The organism is Yersinia sp. 2466 StPb PI (genome assembly GCF_041538325.1).
GTDB classification, from domain to species: Bacteria; Pseudomonadota; Gammaproteobacteria; order Enterobacterales; family Enterobacteriaceae; genus Yersinia; species Yersinia enterocolitica_E.
Window position 1 is genome coordinate 4,425,779 of the sequence record NZ_JAULSL010000001.1, and the last position, 17,512, is coordinate 4,443,290.

Here is a 17,512-nt window from a genome sequence, read left to right on the forward strand (position 1 = left end):
TCTCCTTTCATTTTACTTAACAACTAACTTAACTATCAGTCGGCATCATAACCCAAGTTCGGGGCTAACCAGCGCTCAACCTCCGCTACCGGCATCCCCTTACGGGCGGCATAATCTTCCACCTGATCACGCTGAATCTGTGCCACCGCAAAGTATTTACTGTCTGGATGGCTGAAATACCAGCCTGATACCGAGGCACCCGGCCACATGGCGTAGGATTCGGTCAACTTCATGCCAGTGTGAGTTTCTACATCCAGCAACTGCCAGATTTGGCCTTTTTCAGTATGTTCCGGGCAAGCCGGATACCCCGGTGCTGGGCGAATCCCTTGGTAGTTCTCGCGCACCAATTCCTCGTTGCTCAGGTTTTCATTCGGTGCAAAGCCCCAATACACCTTACGTACCCGCTCATGCAGATATTCTGCAAAAGCTTCTGCCAGACGGTCTGACAAGGCCTTAATCATGATTTTATTGTAATCATCATGCTGAGCATCATAAGCCTCGGCCAAGGCATCTTCTTCCAAGCCACCAGTGACAGCAAATGCTCCGTAGTAATCAATCTTGCCACTAGATTTAGGTGCAACATAATCTGCCAGGCAATAGTTCGGGAAGTCGGTCTTCTCGGTTTGTTGGCGCAGATGATGGCTGACCACCAGCACATCCTCACGCCGCTCATCGCGATAAACTTCGATATCATCGCCAACGCTGTTAGCTGGGAATATCCCCACCACGCCTTTCGGATGCAGCAAGTTTTCTGCCGACAATTTATCCAGCAGTTCATTGGCATCGGCAAATAGGCGTTTAGCCTCTTCGCCGACCACCTCATCTTCCAAAATACGTGGGTATTTACCCGCCAACGACCAGGTCATAAAGAATGGCGTCCAGTCGATATAATTGCGCAGAGTTTCGATACTGGCCTCGACAGGCTGCACACCTAATTTATGGGCAACTGGCGGCGTATAACTTTCCCAATCGATTACGGTTTGGTTATCCCGCGCGATTTGTAAACTGACCGGCGGAGTTCGCGGTTTTTTACGTGCATGCTGAATACGGACGGTTTCATATTCTTTGCGCGTTTTTGCTACGAAATCATCACGCTGCGTGTCAGATAACAACGCTGAAACCACGCCAACGCTGCGTGAGGCATTGGAGACGTAAGTGGTGGAACCACTGTAGTTCTGTTCGATTTTAACCGCGGTATGGGCTTTCGAGGTGGTCGCGCCGCCAATCAATAACGGCAAGGTAAAACCCTGTCGCTCCATCTCTTTGGCAACGTTAACCATTTCATCCAGCGACGGGGTTATCAGGCCGGACAAGCCGATGATATCGACCTTTTCCTCCCGCGCCGTGCGCAGGATTTTTTCGGTCGGCACCATCACACCCAGATCGATGATCTCATAGTTATTACACTGTAAAACCACACCCACAATGTTTTTGCCGATATCGTGCACATCACCTTTAACCGTTGCCAGCAGGATTTTGCCCGCGGTAGTGCCTTTCTGCTTACTGGCTTCAATATAAGGTTCGAGATAGGCTACTGCCTGTTTCATCACTCGGGCAGATTTTACCACTTGTGGCAGGAACATTTTCCCTTCACCGAACAGGTCACCAACCACATTCATCCCGGCCATCAATGGCCCTTCGATAACCTCGATTGGCCGCTCAGCCTGCTGACGGGCTTCTTCGGTATCCAGCTCGATAAACTCAGTGATGCCTTTAACCAGTGAATATTCCAGCCGTTTTTTTACATCCCAGCCACGCCACTCCGCTTGTTGAATTGCCACTTCACCACTTTTGCTGCTGCGATATTTTTCGGCCAGATCCAACAACCGCTCAGTGCTGTCGCTACGGCGATTAAGGATCACATCTTCCACCGCATCACGCAGCTCATCCGACAGATCATCATAGATCGCCAGTTGGCCAGCGTTGACGATCCCCATATCCATGCCATTACGGATAGCGTAATAGAGGAAAACAGCATGGATCGCCTCACGTACCGGATCATTACCGCGGAATGAGAAGGAGACGTTGGAGACACCACCTGAAATCATGGCATGAGGGAGCTCGGCTTTGATATCGGCGCATGCCTCAATAAAGTCGACCGCATAGTTGTTATGCTCTTCAATCCCCGTCGCCACGGCGAAAATATTGGGATCGAAGATGATGTCTTCCGGCGGGAAGCCGACAGTTTCGGTCAATATCTTATAAGCGCGGCGACAGATTTCGATTTTACGCGCACGGGTATCCGCCTGCCCGGTTTCATCAAATGCCATCACAACCATGGCAGCACCATAACGGCGCACCAGCTTAGCGTGATGGATAAAGGCAGCTTCGCCCTCTTTCATCGAAATAGAGTTAACAATTCCTTTGCCTTGAATACATTTCAGGCCTTTTTCGATCACATCCCACTTAGAGGAGTCGATCATGATTGGCACCCGGGCGATATCTGGCTCACCGGCAATCAGATTGAGGAAGCGCACCATCGCGGCTTCTGCGTCCAACATCCCCTCATCCATATTGATATCGATGATCTGCGCGCCGCTTTCAACCTGTTGGCGGGCTACATCCAGCGCTTCATCATATTTATCTTCTTTTATCAGCCGCTTAAAACGAGCCGAACCGGTGACGTTGGTGCGCTCGCCGACGTTAACAAATAGCGAGTTAGCATCGATAGTCAGCGGTTCCAGACCAGCCAGACGGCAAGCCACTGCAATATCCGGCAACGGGCGCGGAGTGACGCCAGCGACGGCTTTAACCATCGCCGCAATATGTCGTGGTGTGGTACCACAACAACCACCGACAATATTCAAAAATCCAGCCCGTGCCCACTCACCAATCTGTTCGGCCATCTCTTTGGCTTCCAGATCGTATTCACCAAAAGCATTAGGCAAACCGGCATTCGGGTGCGCACTGACATAATATTCAGAGATACGGGATAACTCCGCCACATATTGACGTAATTCATCCGGCCCCAACGCGCAGTTCAGGCCAAAAGAGAGCGGTTTAACGTGGCGCAGCGAGTTATAAAAAGCTTCTGTGGTTTGGCCTGATAATGTCCGGCCCGAGGCATCGGTAATAGTGCCGGAAATCATCACCGGCAACAGCACACCCATGGCTTCAAATTCAGACTCAACAGCAAAGGTAGCCGCTTTCGCATTAAGGGTATCGAAGACCGTCTCGATCATAATCAGATCAACACCACCTTCAATCAAGGCGCGGGTAGACTCCCGATAAGCCTCAACCAACTGATCAAAACTGACATTACGGAACGCCGGATCATTAACTTTAGGCGAGATCGACGCGGTACGGTTGGTCGGGCCAAGAACCCCGGCAACATAGCGCGGCTTTTCTGGGGTACGGGCGGTCCATTCATCAGCGCAAATCCGAGCCAACCGAGCAGCTTCATAGTTAATTTCGGCTGACAGCGACTCCATCTGATAATCCGCCATCGCAATGGTGGTGGAGTTAAATGTATTGGTTTCGAGAATATCAGCGCCCGCTTCAAGGTAGGCATTGTGAATGGCGATAATGACTTCCGGTTTAGATAGCACCAATAAGTCGTTGTTGCCTTTCAGATCACTTGGCCAATCAGCAAAGCGCGCTCCACGATAATCAGCCTCTTCCAGCCGATAGCTCTGGATCATCGTGCCCATACCACCGTCCAGCACCAGGATCCGTTGTGCCAGTTGCTGATGCAATTGCTTAACCTTATTGTTTAATACTGTGTCCACCACTGTCTGTCGCCTCTTTACCCTGTTGCTTTGCCATTACCCGACGCATCTTGGTTGTTTATTTGTATCAGACATGCTGAAAAATTCATCCCTATATACCCAATAGATTTCGAGTTGCAGGTCGGCGGCAACGAAATGAACCCAAGGAGTTGAGATAACTCAATGACTTGGGTGAGTGACGGCAGCCAACAACCCTGCATCTTGAAAGATGACGGGTATAAACCCGTCTGTCATCCTAGCACAAGTTATCAATGTAATGAGTCCGCTAGCAGTTGAGACTTTTTCAGGTAGAGAAACCGACTCATCGGATGAGCGTTTTCTATCGTTTGCATGCATAATTGAAAAACGAAAATGAATTCCATAAAAATAGATGAGAGGTGGATTTATGGCGTTACCGATTCCGATTAAACGGGGGAAAAAACCCAAGGCAGCTGCACAAACCACCCCGACAGCAACCGGTCAGGTTCAGTCATTAACGCGCGGGCTTAAATTACTGGAATATATTTCCGAATCACAAGGCAGTGTCGCCCTGACGGATTTAGCACAACAGGCGGGGTTGCCGAATTCTACCACTCATCGCCTGCTGACAACCATGCAACAGCAAGGTTTTGTCCGTCAGGTGGGGGATTTAGGGCTTTGGACCATGGGGGCTCACGCCTTTATTGTCGGCAGTAGCTTCCTGCAAAGCCGCAATTTGCTGGCCATGGTGCATCCGATGCTACGCCGTTTGATGGATGAATCAGGCGAAACCGTCAACCTGGCGGTACTCGACCATAGCGACTACCAGGCCATTATTATCGATCAAGTACAATGTACTGCGCTAATGCGCATGTCAGCCCCCATTGGTGGCAAACTGCCAATGCATGCTTCCGGTGCGGGTAAAGCCTTTCTCTCTACCCTGACAGATGATCAATTAGTGCAGTTGTTACATAAGAAAGGGCTGCACGCATATACCCAACATACCCGTACCAATCCAGCCAGCCTGAAAGAGAATCTGGCACTGACTCGCAAGCAAGGTTATTCATTTGATGATGAAGAACATGCCCTCGGCTTGCGTTGTATCGCCGCTTGTCTGTTCGATGAACACCATGAAGCCTTTGCCGCAATCTCTATCTCCGGCCCGGTATCACGCATTACCGACGACCGCGTCACCGAACTTGGCGCACTGGTTATTCATGCTGCGAAAGAAATCACTCAATCCTATGGTGGCGGGAATCGTAATTAGTTAAAAAATCGAATGCATAAAAACTTTTTCGTTCGGTGAGAACAGGCAGATGGTAAAGACGCCGTAGATTAAGCGCAATGATCAACGGGTTTACCGCGCCTCGGGGCGCTCCGGTCGCTTACGCGCTTGTATTCAATCAAGGCGTAGCGAGCGAAAGGAGTTTGGGTACGCCCTGCGCGCAGAACCCGGAGCGTATATGTAATACGTGAGGAGTTCGAGCACAGCGCAAACCCAAAATCCGCACGCGCAGTAGCCGTTAATTTAACGTCCGCTGGGAGAAGCGCTGCTTACGGCGATAGGCAAAAACATCCTCCACATGCCCGTCCTTAATACGCTGCTGCAACCCACGCCAATAGCTGGCGTGAAACAGGTCGCTGTGCATCTCCTCAAAAAAATGCCGTATTTTCAGATCAGTGCATAAGAAATGACGAAACTCTTCAGGGAATACATCATTGGGCGATACGCTATACCACGGCTCGCTGGCCATCTCATCTTCCGGGTAGCGCGCTGGCGGAATATCGCGGAAATTCACCTCTGTCATATAGCAAATTTCATCGTAATCATAGAACACCACGCGACCATGGCGGGTCACACCAAAGTTCTTAAATAACATATCACCGGGGAAGATATTTGCCGCAGCCAACTGCTTAATGGCATTACCATACTCCTCGATAGCATCCTTTAGTTGCTGATCATTGGCCTGCTCCATATAAAGGTTCAATGGCGTCATCCGCCGCTCCATATAGAGATGCTTAATAATGATTTGGTCGCCTAAATCTTCTAACTTTTCCGGCACTTCCCGTTGTAGTTCGGCCAGTAACTCCGGGCTTATCCGCTGCTTATCAATAACAAAATTCTCATACTCTTGAGTATCCGCCATGCGCCCGACGCGGTCATGCTCTTTAACCAATTGATAGCACTCTAAAACTCGTGCCTGGCTGACCTCTTTTTGCGGCGCAAACTGATCCTTAATGACCTTAAATACCCGATCAAATGACGGTAGGGTAAACACCAGCATCACCATGCCTTTAACCCCTGGGGCGATAATAAACTGTTCACTGGATTGATGAACAAAGGTGAGGTATTCACGATAACTTTCAGTTTTGCCGTGTTTCTGGCAACCAATTGCCATATACAGCTCAGCTGTCGATTTACCCGGTAATATTTCCCGTAGCCATTCCACCATTGCCGCTGGCAGCGGGGCATAAACCATAAAGTAAGAGCGAGCAAAACCGAACACAATGCTGGCCTCCGCTTTACCGGTGAGGCAAGTATCAATAAATAGGGCGCCAGATTCATTGTGATGGATGGGGAGCAGGAAGGGATAAACCCCTTCAGCCAACCGCAACTTACCGACTAACCAAGCCGCTTTATTGCGATAAAACAGTTCATTAGCGATTTGAAACCGTGCGCCTATCAGTTGCTCATCAGGGAATGCTTGCCGAAGAGCCTCTGTGATATAGCCGATATCACGCGGCAGATCTTCCCACGGCAAACGTAGCGGCAAATCACTAAGAACCATCTGCAACATGCCACTCAGATCCCCTTTTGGGGAAAAATCGCGCGCTAACGGGCGGGGGATCTCACGAAAGCGCCGCTCCGGTTGCGAGCTGAAAACAAACAGCTTATCCGGCGTTAAATCACGGTGCTTAAACAAGCGGCAGTAAACAGAATTAAAAAAACTCTCCGCAATTTCAAAACGCGGGTAATCCGGCAACAACTCGGTGTAGATCTCTTTTACCCGTGCCAGAAATTCTGCATCAAAACAGCGCTGATCGGTGATGTGCTTTAGTTGCTCAACCACCAGACCGACATGGTGGTCATAGAGGTGAATACGCTTCTTCATCGCCTGCTGAACGGCATGCCAGTCCGCCTGCTCAAAACGGTGTTGAGCGCTGGCAGTAACCTCTAGAAAGCGACCATATTGTGCATCGAAGCCCTGCAAGATTGTCTGAGCGATTAATCGTTCCAGTTTTACCGCCATACTCACCCCCGCCATACGGAACAGAGCCTGCATATGCAGGCTCCTGAAAGACTCGCGTTCAATCAAACCGCATTTAGAATTGCTGTTCTTCCGTCGAGCCAGTCAATGCCGTCACCGATGATTCGCCACCCTGAATGATATTGGTGACTTTATCAAAGTAGCCCGTACCCACTTCTTGCTGATGGGATGCAAAGGTATAACCGCGCTCAGCTGATGCAAATTCTGGCTGCTGCACTTTCTCAACATAGTGCTTCATGCCTTCGCCCTGCGCATAAGCATGGGCTAAATCAAACATGTTGAACCACATGCTGTGGATGCCTGCAAGGGTAATAAACTGGTATTTGTAACCCATCGCCGACAGATCATCCTGGAAGCTGGCAATCTGCTGGTCGGTCAGATTCTTTTTCCAGTTAAATGATGGCGAGCAGTTATAAGCCAATAATTTACCAGGGAATTTCGCATGAATCGCCTGCGCGAAGCGTTTAGCCAGTTCCAGGTCCGGCGTAGAGGTTTCACACCAGACCAAATCAGCATAAGGGGCATAAGCCAAACCACGGCTGATCGCTTGCTCAATACCGGCATGTGTGCGGAAGAAGCCTTCGGCTGTGCGCTCGCCGGTCACGAATTCACTGTCATATGGGTCGCAATCAGAAGTCAGTAAATCAGCCGCATCAGCATCAGTACGGGCAATCAACAAGGTTGGCACACCCAGAACATCGGCGGCTAAACGGGCAGCAACCAATTTTTGAATCGCTTCTTGAGTCGGCACCAACACCTTACCGCCCATATGACCACATTTCTTCACCGCAGCCAGTTGGTCTTCAAAATGCACCCCCGCCGCGCCAGCTTCAATCATAGCTTTCATCAATTCAAAAGCATTCAGCACACCACCAAAACCGGCTTCAGCATCAGCCACAATCGGCAGGAAATAGTCGGTATACCCTTTGCTACCCGGTTCAATATTATTCGACCACTGAATCTGATCCGCGCGGCGGAAGCTATTATTAATTCTTTTAACCACCGCAGGGACCGAGTCGACTGGATATAACGACTGATCGGGATACATGCTAGAGGCAGTATTCGCATCGGCGGCAACCTGCCAGCCCGACAGATAAATTGCCTCAACACCGGCTTTCGCTTGTTGCAGAGCCTGACCACCGGTTAACGCACCGAGACAGTTGATATACCCTTTGCGCGCACCACCATGCAGTAATTCCCACAGTTTATGTGCTCCGTGCTGCGCCAGCGTGCATTCAGGATTTACTGAACCGCGCAGTTTAATCACTTCTTCTGCGCTATATGGTCGGGTGATACCTTTCCAGCGCGGCGATGTCCATTCCTGTTCCAACTGCTGAATTTGTTGAGTACGAGAGGTAGTCATGGCGATATTCCTTATTATTCAATTTTGTAGGGTTAAATAGGGTGTGATACCCAAAGTCATTGGAGTTGCAGGTAGGCAGCAAGCGAACGAATCCCGATGAGCTGACACAAGTCAGTGATTCGGGTGAACGAACGTAGCTAACACCGCTGCGGCTTCAAGGACGAAGAGTGTTTTAGGCCAGTAATGCATAGCCTGGTAGCGTCAGGAAGTCGATAAGCTCGTCTTGTGTTGTAATTCGCTCCATCAGACGCGCGGCTTCTTCAAACCGCCCGCCATCAAAGCGCTCTGCGCCAAGCTCAAGCTTCACTACCTGCATTTCTTCACTCAACATGCTGCGGAACAGTTCTTTGGTCACCGTCTGGCCATTACTCAAGCTTTTCTGGTGATGGATCCATTGCCAAATAGAAGTACGCGAAATCTCTGCTGTTGCGGCATCTTCCATCAGGCCATAAATTGGTACGCACCCATTGCCAGAGATCCATGCCTCAATATATTGCACTGCCACCCGAATATTGGCTCGCATCCCTTCTTCAGTACGATCGCCAGTGCAAGGCTCCAATAACTCAGCAGCCGTGATCGGTTTATCCTGATCACGCGTGACCTCTAACTGATTTGGCCGTGAACCTAATACCCGATTGAAGACCTCCATCACGGTATCTGCCAGCCCTGGGTGCGCAACCCAAGTACCGTCATGGCCATTGCTGGCTTCCAACTCTTTGTCAGCACGAACTTTATCCAGTACCAGAGCATTCTTTTCTGCATCTTTATTCGGGATAAAGGCCGCCATGCCGCCCATCGCCAACGCACCACGCTTATGACATGTCTTGATCAGCAGGCGAGAGTAGGCACTGAGGAAAGGTTTCGTCATCGTCACTGACTGGCGATCCGGTAATACACGATCACTGTGATTCTTCAGCGTTTTGATATAACTAAAGATATAGTCCCAACGGCCACAATTGAGAGCAACAATATGATGGCGCAGGTGGTAGAGGATCTCGTCCATCTGGAATACTGCGGGTAATGTTTCAATTAATACCGTGGCTTTGATGGTGCCTTGTGGTAAATCGAAACGTTGCTCAGTAAAGTTGAAAACATCACTCCACCAGGCGGCTTCCTGATAGGATTGCATTTTTGGTAAATAAAAATAAGGGCCGCTACCTTTGGCCAGTAATTGCTTATAGTTATGGTAGAAATACAATGCGAAATCGAATAAGCCTCCGGGGATTGCTTCCCCTTGCCATTTAACATGTTTCTCTGGCAAGTGCAGGCCGCGAACCCTGGCAATCAATACGGCAGGATTAGGTTTTAACTGATAAATTTTGCCAGATTCATTTGCATAAGAAATTGTGCCTTTTACCGCATCACGCAGGTTAATTTGACCCTCGATAACCTTATCCCAGCTCGGTGCTAATGAATCTTCAAAATCGGCCATAAAGACTTTCACATTGGCATTGAGGGCATTAATCACCATCTTGCGCTCAACCGGCCCGGTGATTTCCACTCTGCGGTCACGTAAGTCTGTAGGAATACCTTGAATCTTCCAGTCACCATCACGAATGGAATTGGTTTCCGAAATAAAATCAGGTAAAGCACCCTGATCAATGGTCTGTTGCCACGATGCCCGTGCAGCAAGGAGTTTGTTCCTCGGCTCAGCAAACTTCACCACCAATTCGGTCAAAAATTCGATGGCCTCATCTGGCAAAACTTGCCGCTCAGCAGCATTAAAATGCGGTGTGAAAACTAACTCCGTGCCAACTAACTGTTGTGTCATTACCCTTCCCCTTACCAATCTCACTTCATTCACATCAACGCTAACGTAGCGTCACTCTTGGATTCTTATCGGGTAATGCCTTCCGGCTGGAAATTTAAGGCTGGATTTCATGGTTATTTTTCACCCCGACAGGACTAAGAATAATCAATTAATCATTAAAATCAAAAACGATTTCCATTTTTATTTAAAATATTTTTTTAATCTTTATTTATCATATTGTTAACATAGGTATGTGTTATAGACAGATAGGAATAGGCTTCCATTACTAGCGTTTTTCGAAGATAACTCATTGTTTAGCAAAGAGATCAGACCAGTTTATCGAAGGGGAATAAGCTTTTTTACTGGGGAATAATAGACAGGCGGCATCGATTCAGCCGCCTTTATTAACATTTGAGGTGATAAAAAGTCAGTCGAGCGTAGGATTCATATGGCGCAAATCAAATGGGGTGATTTGGTACACGTAGTAGTTCAGCCAGTTCGCAAACAGCAGATGACCGTGGCTACGCCACGATGCTTTTGGTGGTAAAGAAGCATCGTCATCAGGGAAGTAATTGAGTGGAACTTGTGGGTTAAGACCGGCGGCCACATCACGCTGATATTCACCCGCTAGCGTGTCGACGTCGTATTCAGGATGACCGGTAACAAAAGCCACTCGCTTATCTTTACTGGCAAACAAATAAGCTCCAGCCTCTTCTGATGAGACCAGGATATCCAAATCTGTATATTGCTTAAGCACCTCAAGTGGGAAATCGGCATAGCGAGAATGAGGTGCCAGGAATGTTTCATCAAACCCTCGGGTGAGCAGTGCCAGTGGCTCTCGAGTTTGGTGCTGGTAAATACCAGAGAGTTTGGCCTCGCGAGTCATCTTAGGAATGCCATACAGGATATTTAAGGCCGCCTGTACCGCCCAGCATACGAACAAGGTTGAGGTCACGTGGTCCTTTGCCCAAGCAATAATACGCTCGATCTGTGGCCAGTATGCGACGTCACAAAAATCAACTAAACCGAGAGGTGCGCCAGTCACGATCAACCCATCAAAATTCTGATCCTGGATATCTTCAAAGTCACAGTAGAAGTTATTCAGATGCTCTGCTGGCGTATTTTTTGACTCACGGCTATCAATGCGCAGCAATTGGATATCAATCTGTAAGGGTGAGTTAGAGAGTAAACGTAGGAATTGATTCTCCGTCTCAATTTTTTTAGGCATTAGATTCAGAACCAACACCTTCAGGGGACGAATTTCCTGAGTTTTCGCGCGCGATGAGGTCATCACAAAGACATTCTCATTGCGTAAGAAACTCACTGCGGGTAATTCATCAGGAACCCTAATTGGCATGCCTATATCCTCAATATATCCGTTTATACGTTTAGACTTCTAGATGCCTGAAGATAGCGGGTTTTCAGTAAAAAGTCGAGTGATCTGCCACAACCTGAAAATGTTTCATTACCACCATCTCAATAGCACTTAGTGCAGTGAACAGTCGGCATATATTTTCGATACTGCCAAAATGCAAAAACCCTCTACAAATGCAGAGGGTTATCATTTTCTATGACTCTATTTTTGAGGGCTATCTGTGATTTAGCTACATTTTCAGCATACAACAAACTCGTCACTAACATCTATTTTCGGATAGCACAAAAGCAAAAACCCCACGCTTTTGGCATGGGGTCTTTACTTGATTTGATACCTGGCAGTGTCCTACTCTCGCATGGGGAGACCCCACACTACCATCGGCGCTACGGCGTTTCACTTCTGAGTTCGGCATGGGGTCAGGTGGGACCACCGCGCTATTGCCGCCAGGTAAATTCTTTTCTACTACTACCGAACTTTAGCCCATGTAACTGGTGCTGATACCCAGAGTCGAACTGGGGACCTCACCCTTACCAAGGGTGCGCTCTACCAACTGAGCCATATCAGCACAACTAAATTTGATGCCTGGCAGTGTCCTACTCTCGCATGGGGAGACCCCACACTACCATCGGCGCTACGGCGTTTCACTTCTGAGTTCGGCATGGGATCAGGTGGGACCACCGCGCTATGGCCGCCAGGCAAATTCTGTCTAAACTAACCCGCTATGCAATCCTGCACACAGCCAGCCAGCCCAATCTCGGAACTTCGCTGAAAATTTCTATCTCTCAAATCTAAAACACCTTTGGTGTTGTAAGGTTAAGCCTCACGGATCATTAGTACTGGTTAGCTCAATGCATCGCTGCACTTACACACCCAGCCTATCAACGTCATAGTCTTTAACGTTCCTTCAGGGGGCTTAAAGCCCCAGGGAAGACTCATCTCGAGGCAAGTTTCCCGCTTAGATGCTTTCAGCGGTTATCTCTTCCGAATTTAGCTACCGGGCAATGCCATTGGCATGACAACCCGAACACCAGTGATTCGTCCACTCCGGTCCTCTCGTACTAGGAGCAGCCCCTCTCAATCTTCCAACGCCCACGGCAGATAGGGACCGAACTGTCTCACGACGTTCTAAACCCAGCTCGCGTACCACTTTAAATGGCGAACAGCCATACCCTTGGGACCTACTTCAGCCCCAGGATGTGATGAGCCGACATCGAGGTGCCAAACACCGCCGTCGATATGAACTCTTGGGCGGTATCAGCCTGTTATCCCCGGAGTACCTTTTATCCGTTGAGCGATGGCCCTTCCATTCAGAACCACCGGATCACTAAGACCTACTTTCGTACCTGCTCGAGCCGTCACTCTCGCAGTCAAGCTAGCTTATGCCTTTGCACTAACCTCACGATGTCCGACCGTGATTAGCTAACCTTCGTGCTCCTCCGTTACTCTTTGGGAGGAGACCGCCCCAGTCAAACTACCCACCAGACACTGTCCTCACCCCGGATCACGGGGCCGAGTTAGAACATCAAACATTAAAGGGTGGTATTTCAAGGTTGGCTCCATGCAGACTGGCGTCCACACTTCGATGCCTCCCACCTATCCTACACATCAAGGCTCAATGTTCAGTGTCAAGCTATAGTAAAGGTTCACGGGGTCTTTCCGTCTTGCCGCGGGTACACTGCATCTTCACAGCGAGTTCAATTTCACTGAGTCTCGGGTGGAGACAGCCTGGCCATCATTACGCCATTCGTGCAGGTCGGAACTTACCCGACAAGGAATTTCGCTACCTTAGGACCGTTATAGTTACGGCCGCCGTTTACTGGGGCTTCGATCAAGAGCTTCGCCTTGCGGCTGACCCCATCAATTAACCTTCCAGCACCGGGCAGGCGTCACACCGTATACGTCCACTTTCGTGTTTGCACAGTGCTGTGTTTTTATTAAACAGTTGCAGCCAGCTGGTATCTGCGACTGGCTTCGGCGCCGGGAGCAAGTCCCATTACCTAATGCCAGCGTGCCTTCTCCCGAAGTTACGGCACCATTTTGCCTAGTTCCTTCACCCGAGTTCTCTCAAGCGCCTGAGTATTCTCTACCTGACCACCTGTGTCGGTTTGGGGTACGATTTAATGTTACCTGATGCTTAGAGGCTTTTCCTGGAAGCTTGGCATCAACTACTTCACCACCGTAGTGGCTCGTCATCACACCTCAGCGTTGATAAGCAACCGGATTTACCAAGTCGCTCCGCCTACATGCTTAAACCGGGACAACCGTCGCCCGGCTAGCCTAGCCTTCTCCGTCCCCCCTTCGCAGTAACACCAAGTACAGGAATATTAACCTGTTTCCCATCGACTACGCTTTTCAGCCTCGCCTTAGGGGTCGACTCACCCTGCCCCGATTAACGTTGGACAGGAACCCTTGGTCTTCCGGCGTGCGGGTTTTTCACCCGCATTATCGTTACTTATGTCAGCATTCGCACTTCTGATACCTCCAGCAACCCTCACAGGTCACCTTCAACGGCTTACAGAACGCTCCCCTACCCAACAACACCTAAGTGTCGCTGCCGCAGCTTCGGTGCATGGTTTAGCCCCGTTACATCTTCCGCGCAGGCCGACTCGACCAGTGAGCTATTACGCTTTCTTTAAATGATGGCTGCTTCTAAGCCAACATCCTGGCTGTCTATGCCTTCCCACATCGTTTCCCACTTAACCATGACTTTGGGACCTTAGCTGGCGGTCTGGGTTGTTTCCCTCTTCACGACGGACGTTAGCACCCGCCGTGTGTCTCCCGTGATAACATTCTTCGGTATTCGGAGTTTGCATCGGTTTGGTAAGTCGGGATGACCCCCTAGCCGAAACAGTGCTCTACCCCCGAAGATGAGTTCACGAGGCGCTACCTAAATAGCTTTCGGGGAGAACCAGCTATCTCCCGGTTTGATTGGCCTTTCACCCCCAGCCACAAGTCATCCGCTAATTTTTCAACATTAGTCGGTTCGGTCCTCCAGTTAGTGTTACCCAACCTTCAACCTGCCCATGGCTAGATCACCGGGTTTCGGGTCTATACCTTGCAACTAGACGCCCAGTTAAGACTCGGTTTCCCTACGGCTCCCCTATTCGGTTAACCTTGCTACAAAATATAAGTCGCTGACCCATTATACAAAAGGTACGCAGTCACCCAACAAAGTAGGCTCCCACTGCTTGTACGTACACGGTTTCAGGTTCTATTTCACTCCCCTCGCCGGGGTTCTTTTCGCCTTTCCCTCACGGTACTGGTTCACTATCGGTCAGTCAGGAGTATTTAGCCTTGGAGGATGGTCCCCCCATATTCAGACAGGATGTCACGTGTCCCGCCCTACTCATCGAGTTCACAGCAAGTGTGTTTTGGTGTACGGGACTATCACCCTGTACCGTGCGACTTTCCAGACGCTTCCACTAACACACAAACTGATTCAGACTCTGGGCTCTTCCCCGTTCGCTCGCCGCTACTGGGGGAATCTCGGTTGATTTCTTTTCCTCGGGGTACTTAGATGTTTCAGTTCCCCCGGTTCGCCTTGCATGGCTATGTATTCACCATGCAATAGTGCAACGAATTGCACTGGGTTTCCCCATTCGGGTATCGTCGGTTGTAACGCTTCATATCAGCTTACCGACGCTTTTCGCAGATTAGCACGCCCTTCATCGCCTCTGACTGCCTAGGCATCCACCGTGTACGCTTAGTCGCTTAACCTCACAACCCAAAGGTGTTTCTTCTGTTCAAGTCGGTTGCGCGTCGTGAATACAGCGTTGTGCGGTACTCGGAATGCTCATGAACATGAAGTTCACTCCGCTTCCTCCGTGCCGTACGCCTTGCCTTCACTTAGCTCACGCGACTCTCTTCATCAGAATACACATTGGCATTGCGATTATTTGAGAGACTCTAATACAGGTTAATCCTTACCTCAGTAATTCTACGGAGAGATAAGTTTCAGCTGTATTGTTTCAATTTTCAGCTTGTTCCAGATTGTTAAAGAGCAATATTTCACAACACACTGTGCCTTACGGCCGCAGTACGTTTTGAAATAGTTTTTTTATATGGTGGAGCTAAGCGGGATCGAACCGCTGACCTCCTGCGTGCAAGGCAGGCGCTCTCCCAGCTGAGCTATAGCCCCATATAAAAAGCAAAATACCTTATCGGCATAACTCATTCTCAGACAAGGTGCAGTCACGCGACGTTTATGGGTATAAACGAGTGTGTCTGTAACGCACTATGAGGATGAGTTGGTGGGTCTGAGTGGACTTGAACCACCGACCTCACCCTTATCAGGGGTGCGCTCTAACCACCTGAGCTACAGACCCAACAAGGTACTAAAGCCCGACTAATCTCTCAGTCCGGCCTTATTTGCTCGTTACTTTCTATCAGACAATCTGTGTGGACACTGCGCAATGCGTATCGTTAGGTAAGGAGGTGATCCAACCGCAGGTTCCCCTACGGTTACCTTGTTACGACTTCACCCCAGTCATGAATCACAAAGTGGTAAGCGCCCTCCCGAAGGTTAAGCTACCTACTTCTTTTGCAACCCACTCCCATGGTGTGACGGGCGGTGTGTACAAGGCCCGGGAACGTATTCACCGTAGCATTCTGATCTACGATTACTAGCGATTCCGACTTCATGGAGTCGAGTTGCAGACTCCAATCCGGACTACGACAGACTTTATGTGGTCCGCTTGCTCTCGCGAGTTCGCTTCACTTTGTATCTGCCATTGTAGCACGTGTGTAGCCCTACTCGTAAGGGCCATGATGACTTGACGTCATCCCCACCTTCCTCCGGTTTATCACCGGCAGTCTCCCTTGAGTTCCCACCATTACGTGCTGGCAACAAAGGATAAGGGTTGCGCTCGTTGCGGGACTTAACCCAACATTTCACAACACGAGCTGACGACAGCCATGCAGCACCTGTCTCACAGTTCCCGAAGGCACCGAAGCATCTCTGCTAAGTTCTGTGGATGTCAAGAGTAGGTAAGGTTCTTCGCGTTGCATCGAATTAAACCACATGCTCCACCGCTTGTGCGGGCCCCCGTCAATTCATTTGAGTTTTAACCTTGCGGCCGTACTCCCCAGGCGGTCGACTTAACGCGTTAGCTCCGGAAGCCACGCCTCAAGGGCACAACCTCCAAGTCGACATCGTTTACAGCGTGGACTACCAGGGTATCTAATCCTGTTTGCTCCCCACGCTTTCGCACCTGAGCGTCAGTCTTTGTCCAGGGGGCCGCCTTCGCCACCGGTATTCCTCCAGATCTCTACGCATTTCACCGCTACACCTGGAATTCTACCCCCCTCTACAAGACTCTAGCTTGCCAGTTTCAAATGCAGTTCCCACGTTAAGCGCGGGGATTTCACATCTGACTTAACAAACCGCCTGCGTGCGCTTTACGCCCAGTAATTCCGATTAACGCTTGCACCCTCCGTATTACCGCGGCTGCTGGCACGGAGTTAGCCGGTGCTTCTTCTGCGAGTAACGTCAATCAACCGTGCTATTAACACGATTGCCTTCCTCCTCGCTGAAAGTGCTTTACAACCCGAAGGCCTTCTTCACACACGCGGCATGGCTGCATCAGGCTTGCGCCCATTGTGCAATATTCCCCACTGCTGCCTCCCGTAGGAGTCTGGACCGTGTCTCAGTTCCAGTGTGGCTGGTCATCCTCTCAGACCAGCTAGGGATCGTCGCCTAGGTGAGCCATTACCCCACCTACTAGCTAATCCCATCTGGGCACATCCGATGGCGTGAGGCCCGAAGGTCCCCCACTTTGCTCTTGCGAGGTCATGCGGTATTAGCTACCGTTTCCAGTAGTTATCCCCCTCCATCAGGCAGTTTCCCAGACATTACTCACCCGTCCGCCGCTCGCCGGCAAAGTAGTAAACTACTTCCCGCTGCCGCTCGACTTGCATGTGTTAGGCCTGCCGCCAGCGTTCAATCTGAGCCATGATCAAACTCTTCAATTTAAGATTTGTTTGATTTGCTGCTAATAAAAGCAGCGATGCTCAAAGATTACTTTCTGCAAATAAGCATTCGAACCGAAGTTCAAATGTGTACTGCTTTGG

The 17,512-nt window shown here is 49.8% G+C and carries 6 protein-coding genes, 3 tRNA genes and 4 rRNA genes; 1 reads left to right on the forward strand and 12 read right to left on the reverse strand.

Features of this window, described 5'->3' with window-relative positions; genetic code table 11:
* Nucleotides 1-35: 35 nt before the first annotated feature.
* Nucleotides 36-3,731, reverse strand: coding sequence for a methionine synthase (gene metH / locus Q2T72_RS19985; protein WP_372569727.1), 3,696 nt, complete (start codon nucleotides 3,729-3,731; stop codon nucleotides 36-38).
* 382 nt (nucleotides 3,732-4,113) lie between these two features.
* Here metH and iclR point away from each other — a divergent pair, with 382 nt between their 5' ends.
* Complete coding sequence (gene iclR, locus Q2T72_RS19990) at nucleotides 4,114-4,953, forward strand: glyoxylate bypass operon transcriptional repressor IclR (RefSeq protein WP_083162085.1); 840 nt, start codon at nucleotides 4,114-4,116, stop codon at nucleotides 4,951-4,953.
* 256 nt (nucleotides 4,954-5,209) lie between these two features.
* On the opposite strand, the gene aceK is transcribed toward iclR, so the two are convergent.
* From aceK to Q2T72_RS20045, 11 genes are all read right to left on the reverse strand, one after another.
* Nucleotides 5,210-6,937: a bifunctional isocitrate dehydrogenase kinase/phosphatase gene (gene aceK / locus Q2T72_RS19995; protein WP_083164023.1), complete on the reverse strand. Its 1,728-nt coding sequence runs from the start codon at nucleotides 6,935-6,937 to the stop codon at nucleotides 5,210-5,212.
* Between the two features lie 73 nt (nucleotides 6,938-7,010).
* Nucleotides 7,011-8,318, reverse strand: a complete 1,308-nt coding sequence (gene aceA, locus Q2T72_RS20000; protein WP_083162083.1) for an isocitrate lyase — start codon at nucleotides 8,316-8,318, stop codon at nucleotides 7,011-7,013.
* Nucleotides 8,319-8,490: 172 nt separating this feature from the next.
* Nucleotides 8,491-10,089, reverse strand: coding sequence for a malate synthase A (gene aceB, locus Q2T72_RS20005; protein WP_372569728.1), 1,599 nt, complete (start codon nucleotides 10,087-10,089; stop codon nucleotides 8,491-8,493).
* 406 nt (nucleotides 10,090-10,495) lie between these two features.
* Nucleotides 10,496-11,425 (reverse strand): homoserine O-succinyltransferase, encoded by a 930-nt coding sequence (gene metA / locus Q2T72_RS20010; protein ID WP_083162079.1) that lies wholly within the window; start codon nucleotides 11,423-11,425, stop codon nucleotides 10,496-10,498.
* Nucleotides 11,426-11,775: 350 nt separating this feature from the next.
* Nucleotides 11,776-11,891, reverse strand: a 5S ribosomal RNA gene (rrf, locus tag Q2T72_RS20015).
* A 41-nt stretch (nucleotides 11,892-11,932) separates the two neighbouring features.
* Nucleotides 11,933-12,008, reverse strand: a tRNA-Thr gene (locus tag Q2T72_RS20020).
* A 15-nt stretch (nucleotides 12,009-12,023) separates the two neighbouring features.
* Nucleotides 12,024-12,139, reverse strand: a 5S ribosomal RNA gene (gene rrf / locus Q2T72_RS20025).
* A 113-nt stretch (nucleotides 12,140-12,252) separates the two neighbouring features.
* Nucleotides 12,253-15,160: ribosomal RNA gene (locus Q2T72_RS20030) — 23S ribosomal RNA — on the reverse strand.
* Nucleotides 15,161-15,505: 345 nt separating this feature from the next.
* Nucleotides 15,506-15,581, reverse strand: a tRNA-Ala gene (locus Q2T72_RS20035).
* A 110-nt stretch (nucleotides 15,582-15,691) separates the two neighbouring features.
* Nucleotides 15,692-15,768: transfer RNA gene (locus tag Q2T72_RS20040), tRNA-Ile, on the reverse strand.
* A gap of 102 nt (nucleotides 15,769-15,870) precedes the next feature.
* Nucleotides 15,871-17,413, reverse strand: a 16S ribosomal RNA gene (locus Q2T72_RS20045).
* Together the 16S, 23S and 5S rRNA genes with 3 tRNA genes alongside form the textbook arrangement of a ribosomal RNA operon.
* Nucleotides 17,414-17,512 lie beyond the last annotated feature (99 nt).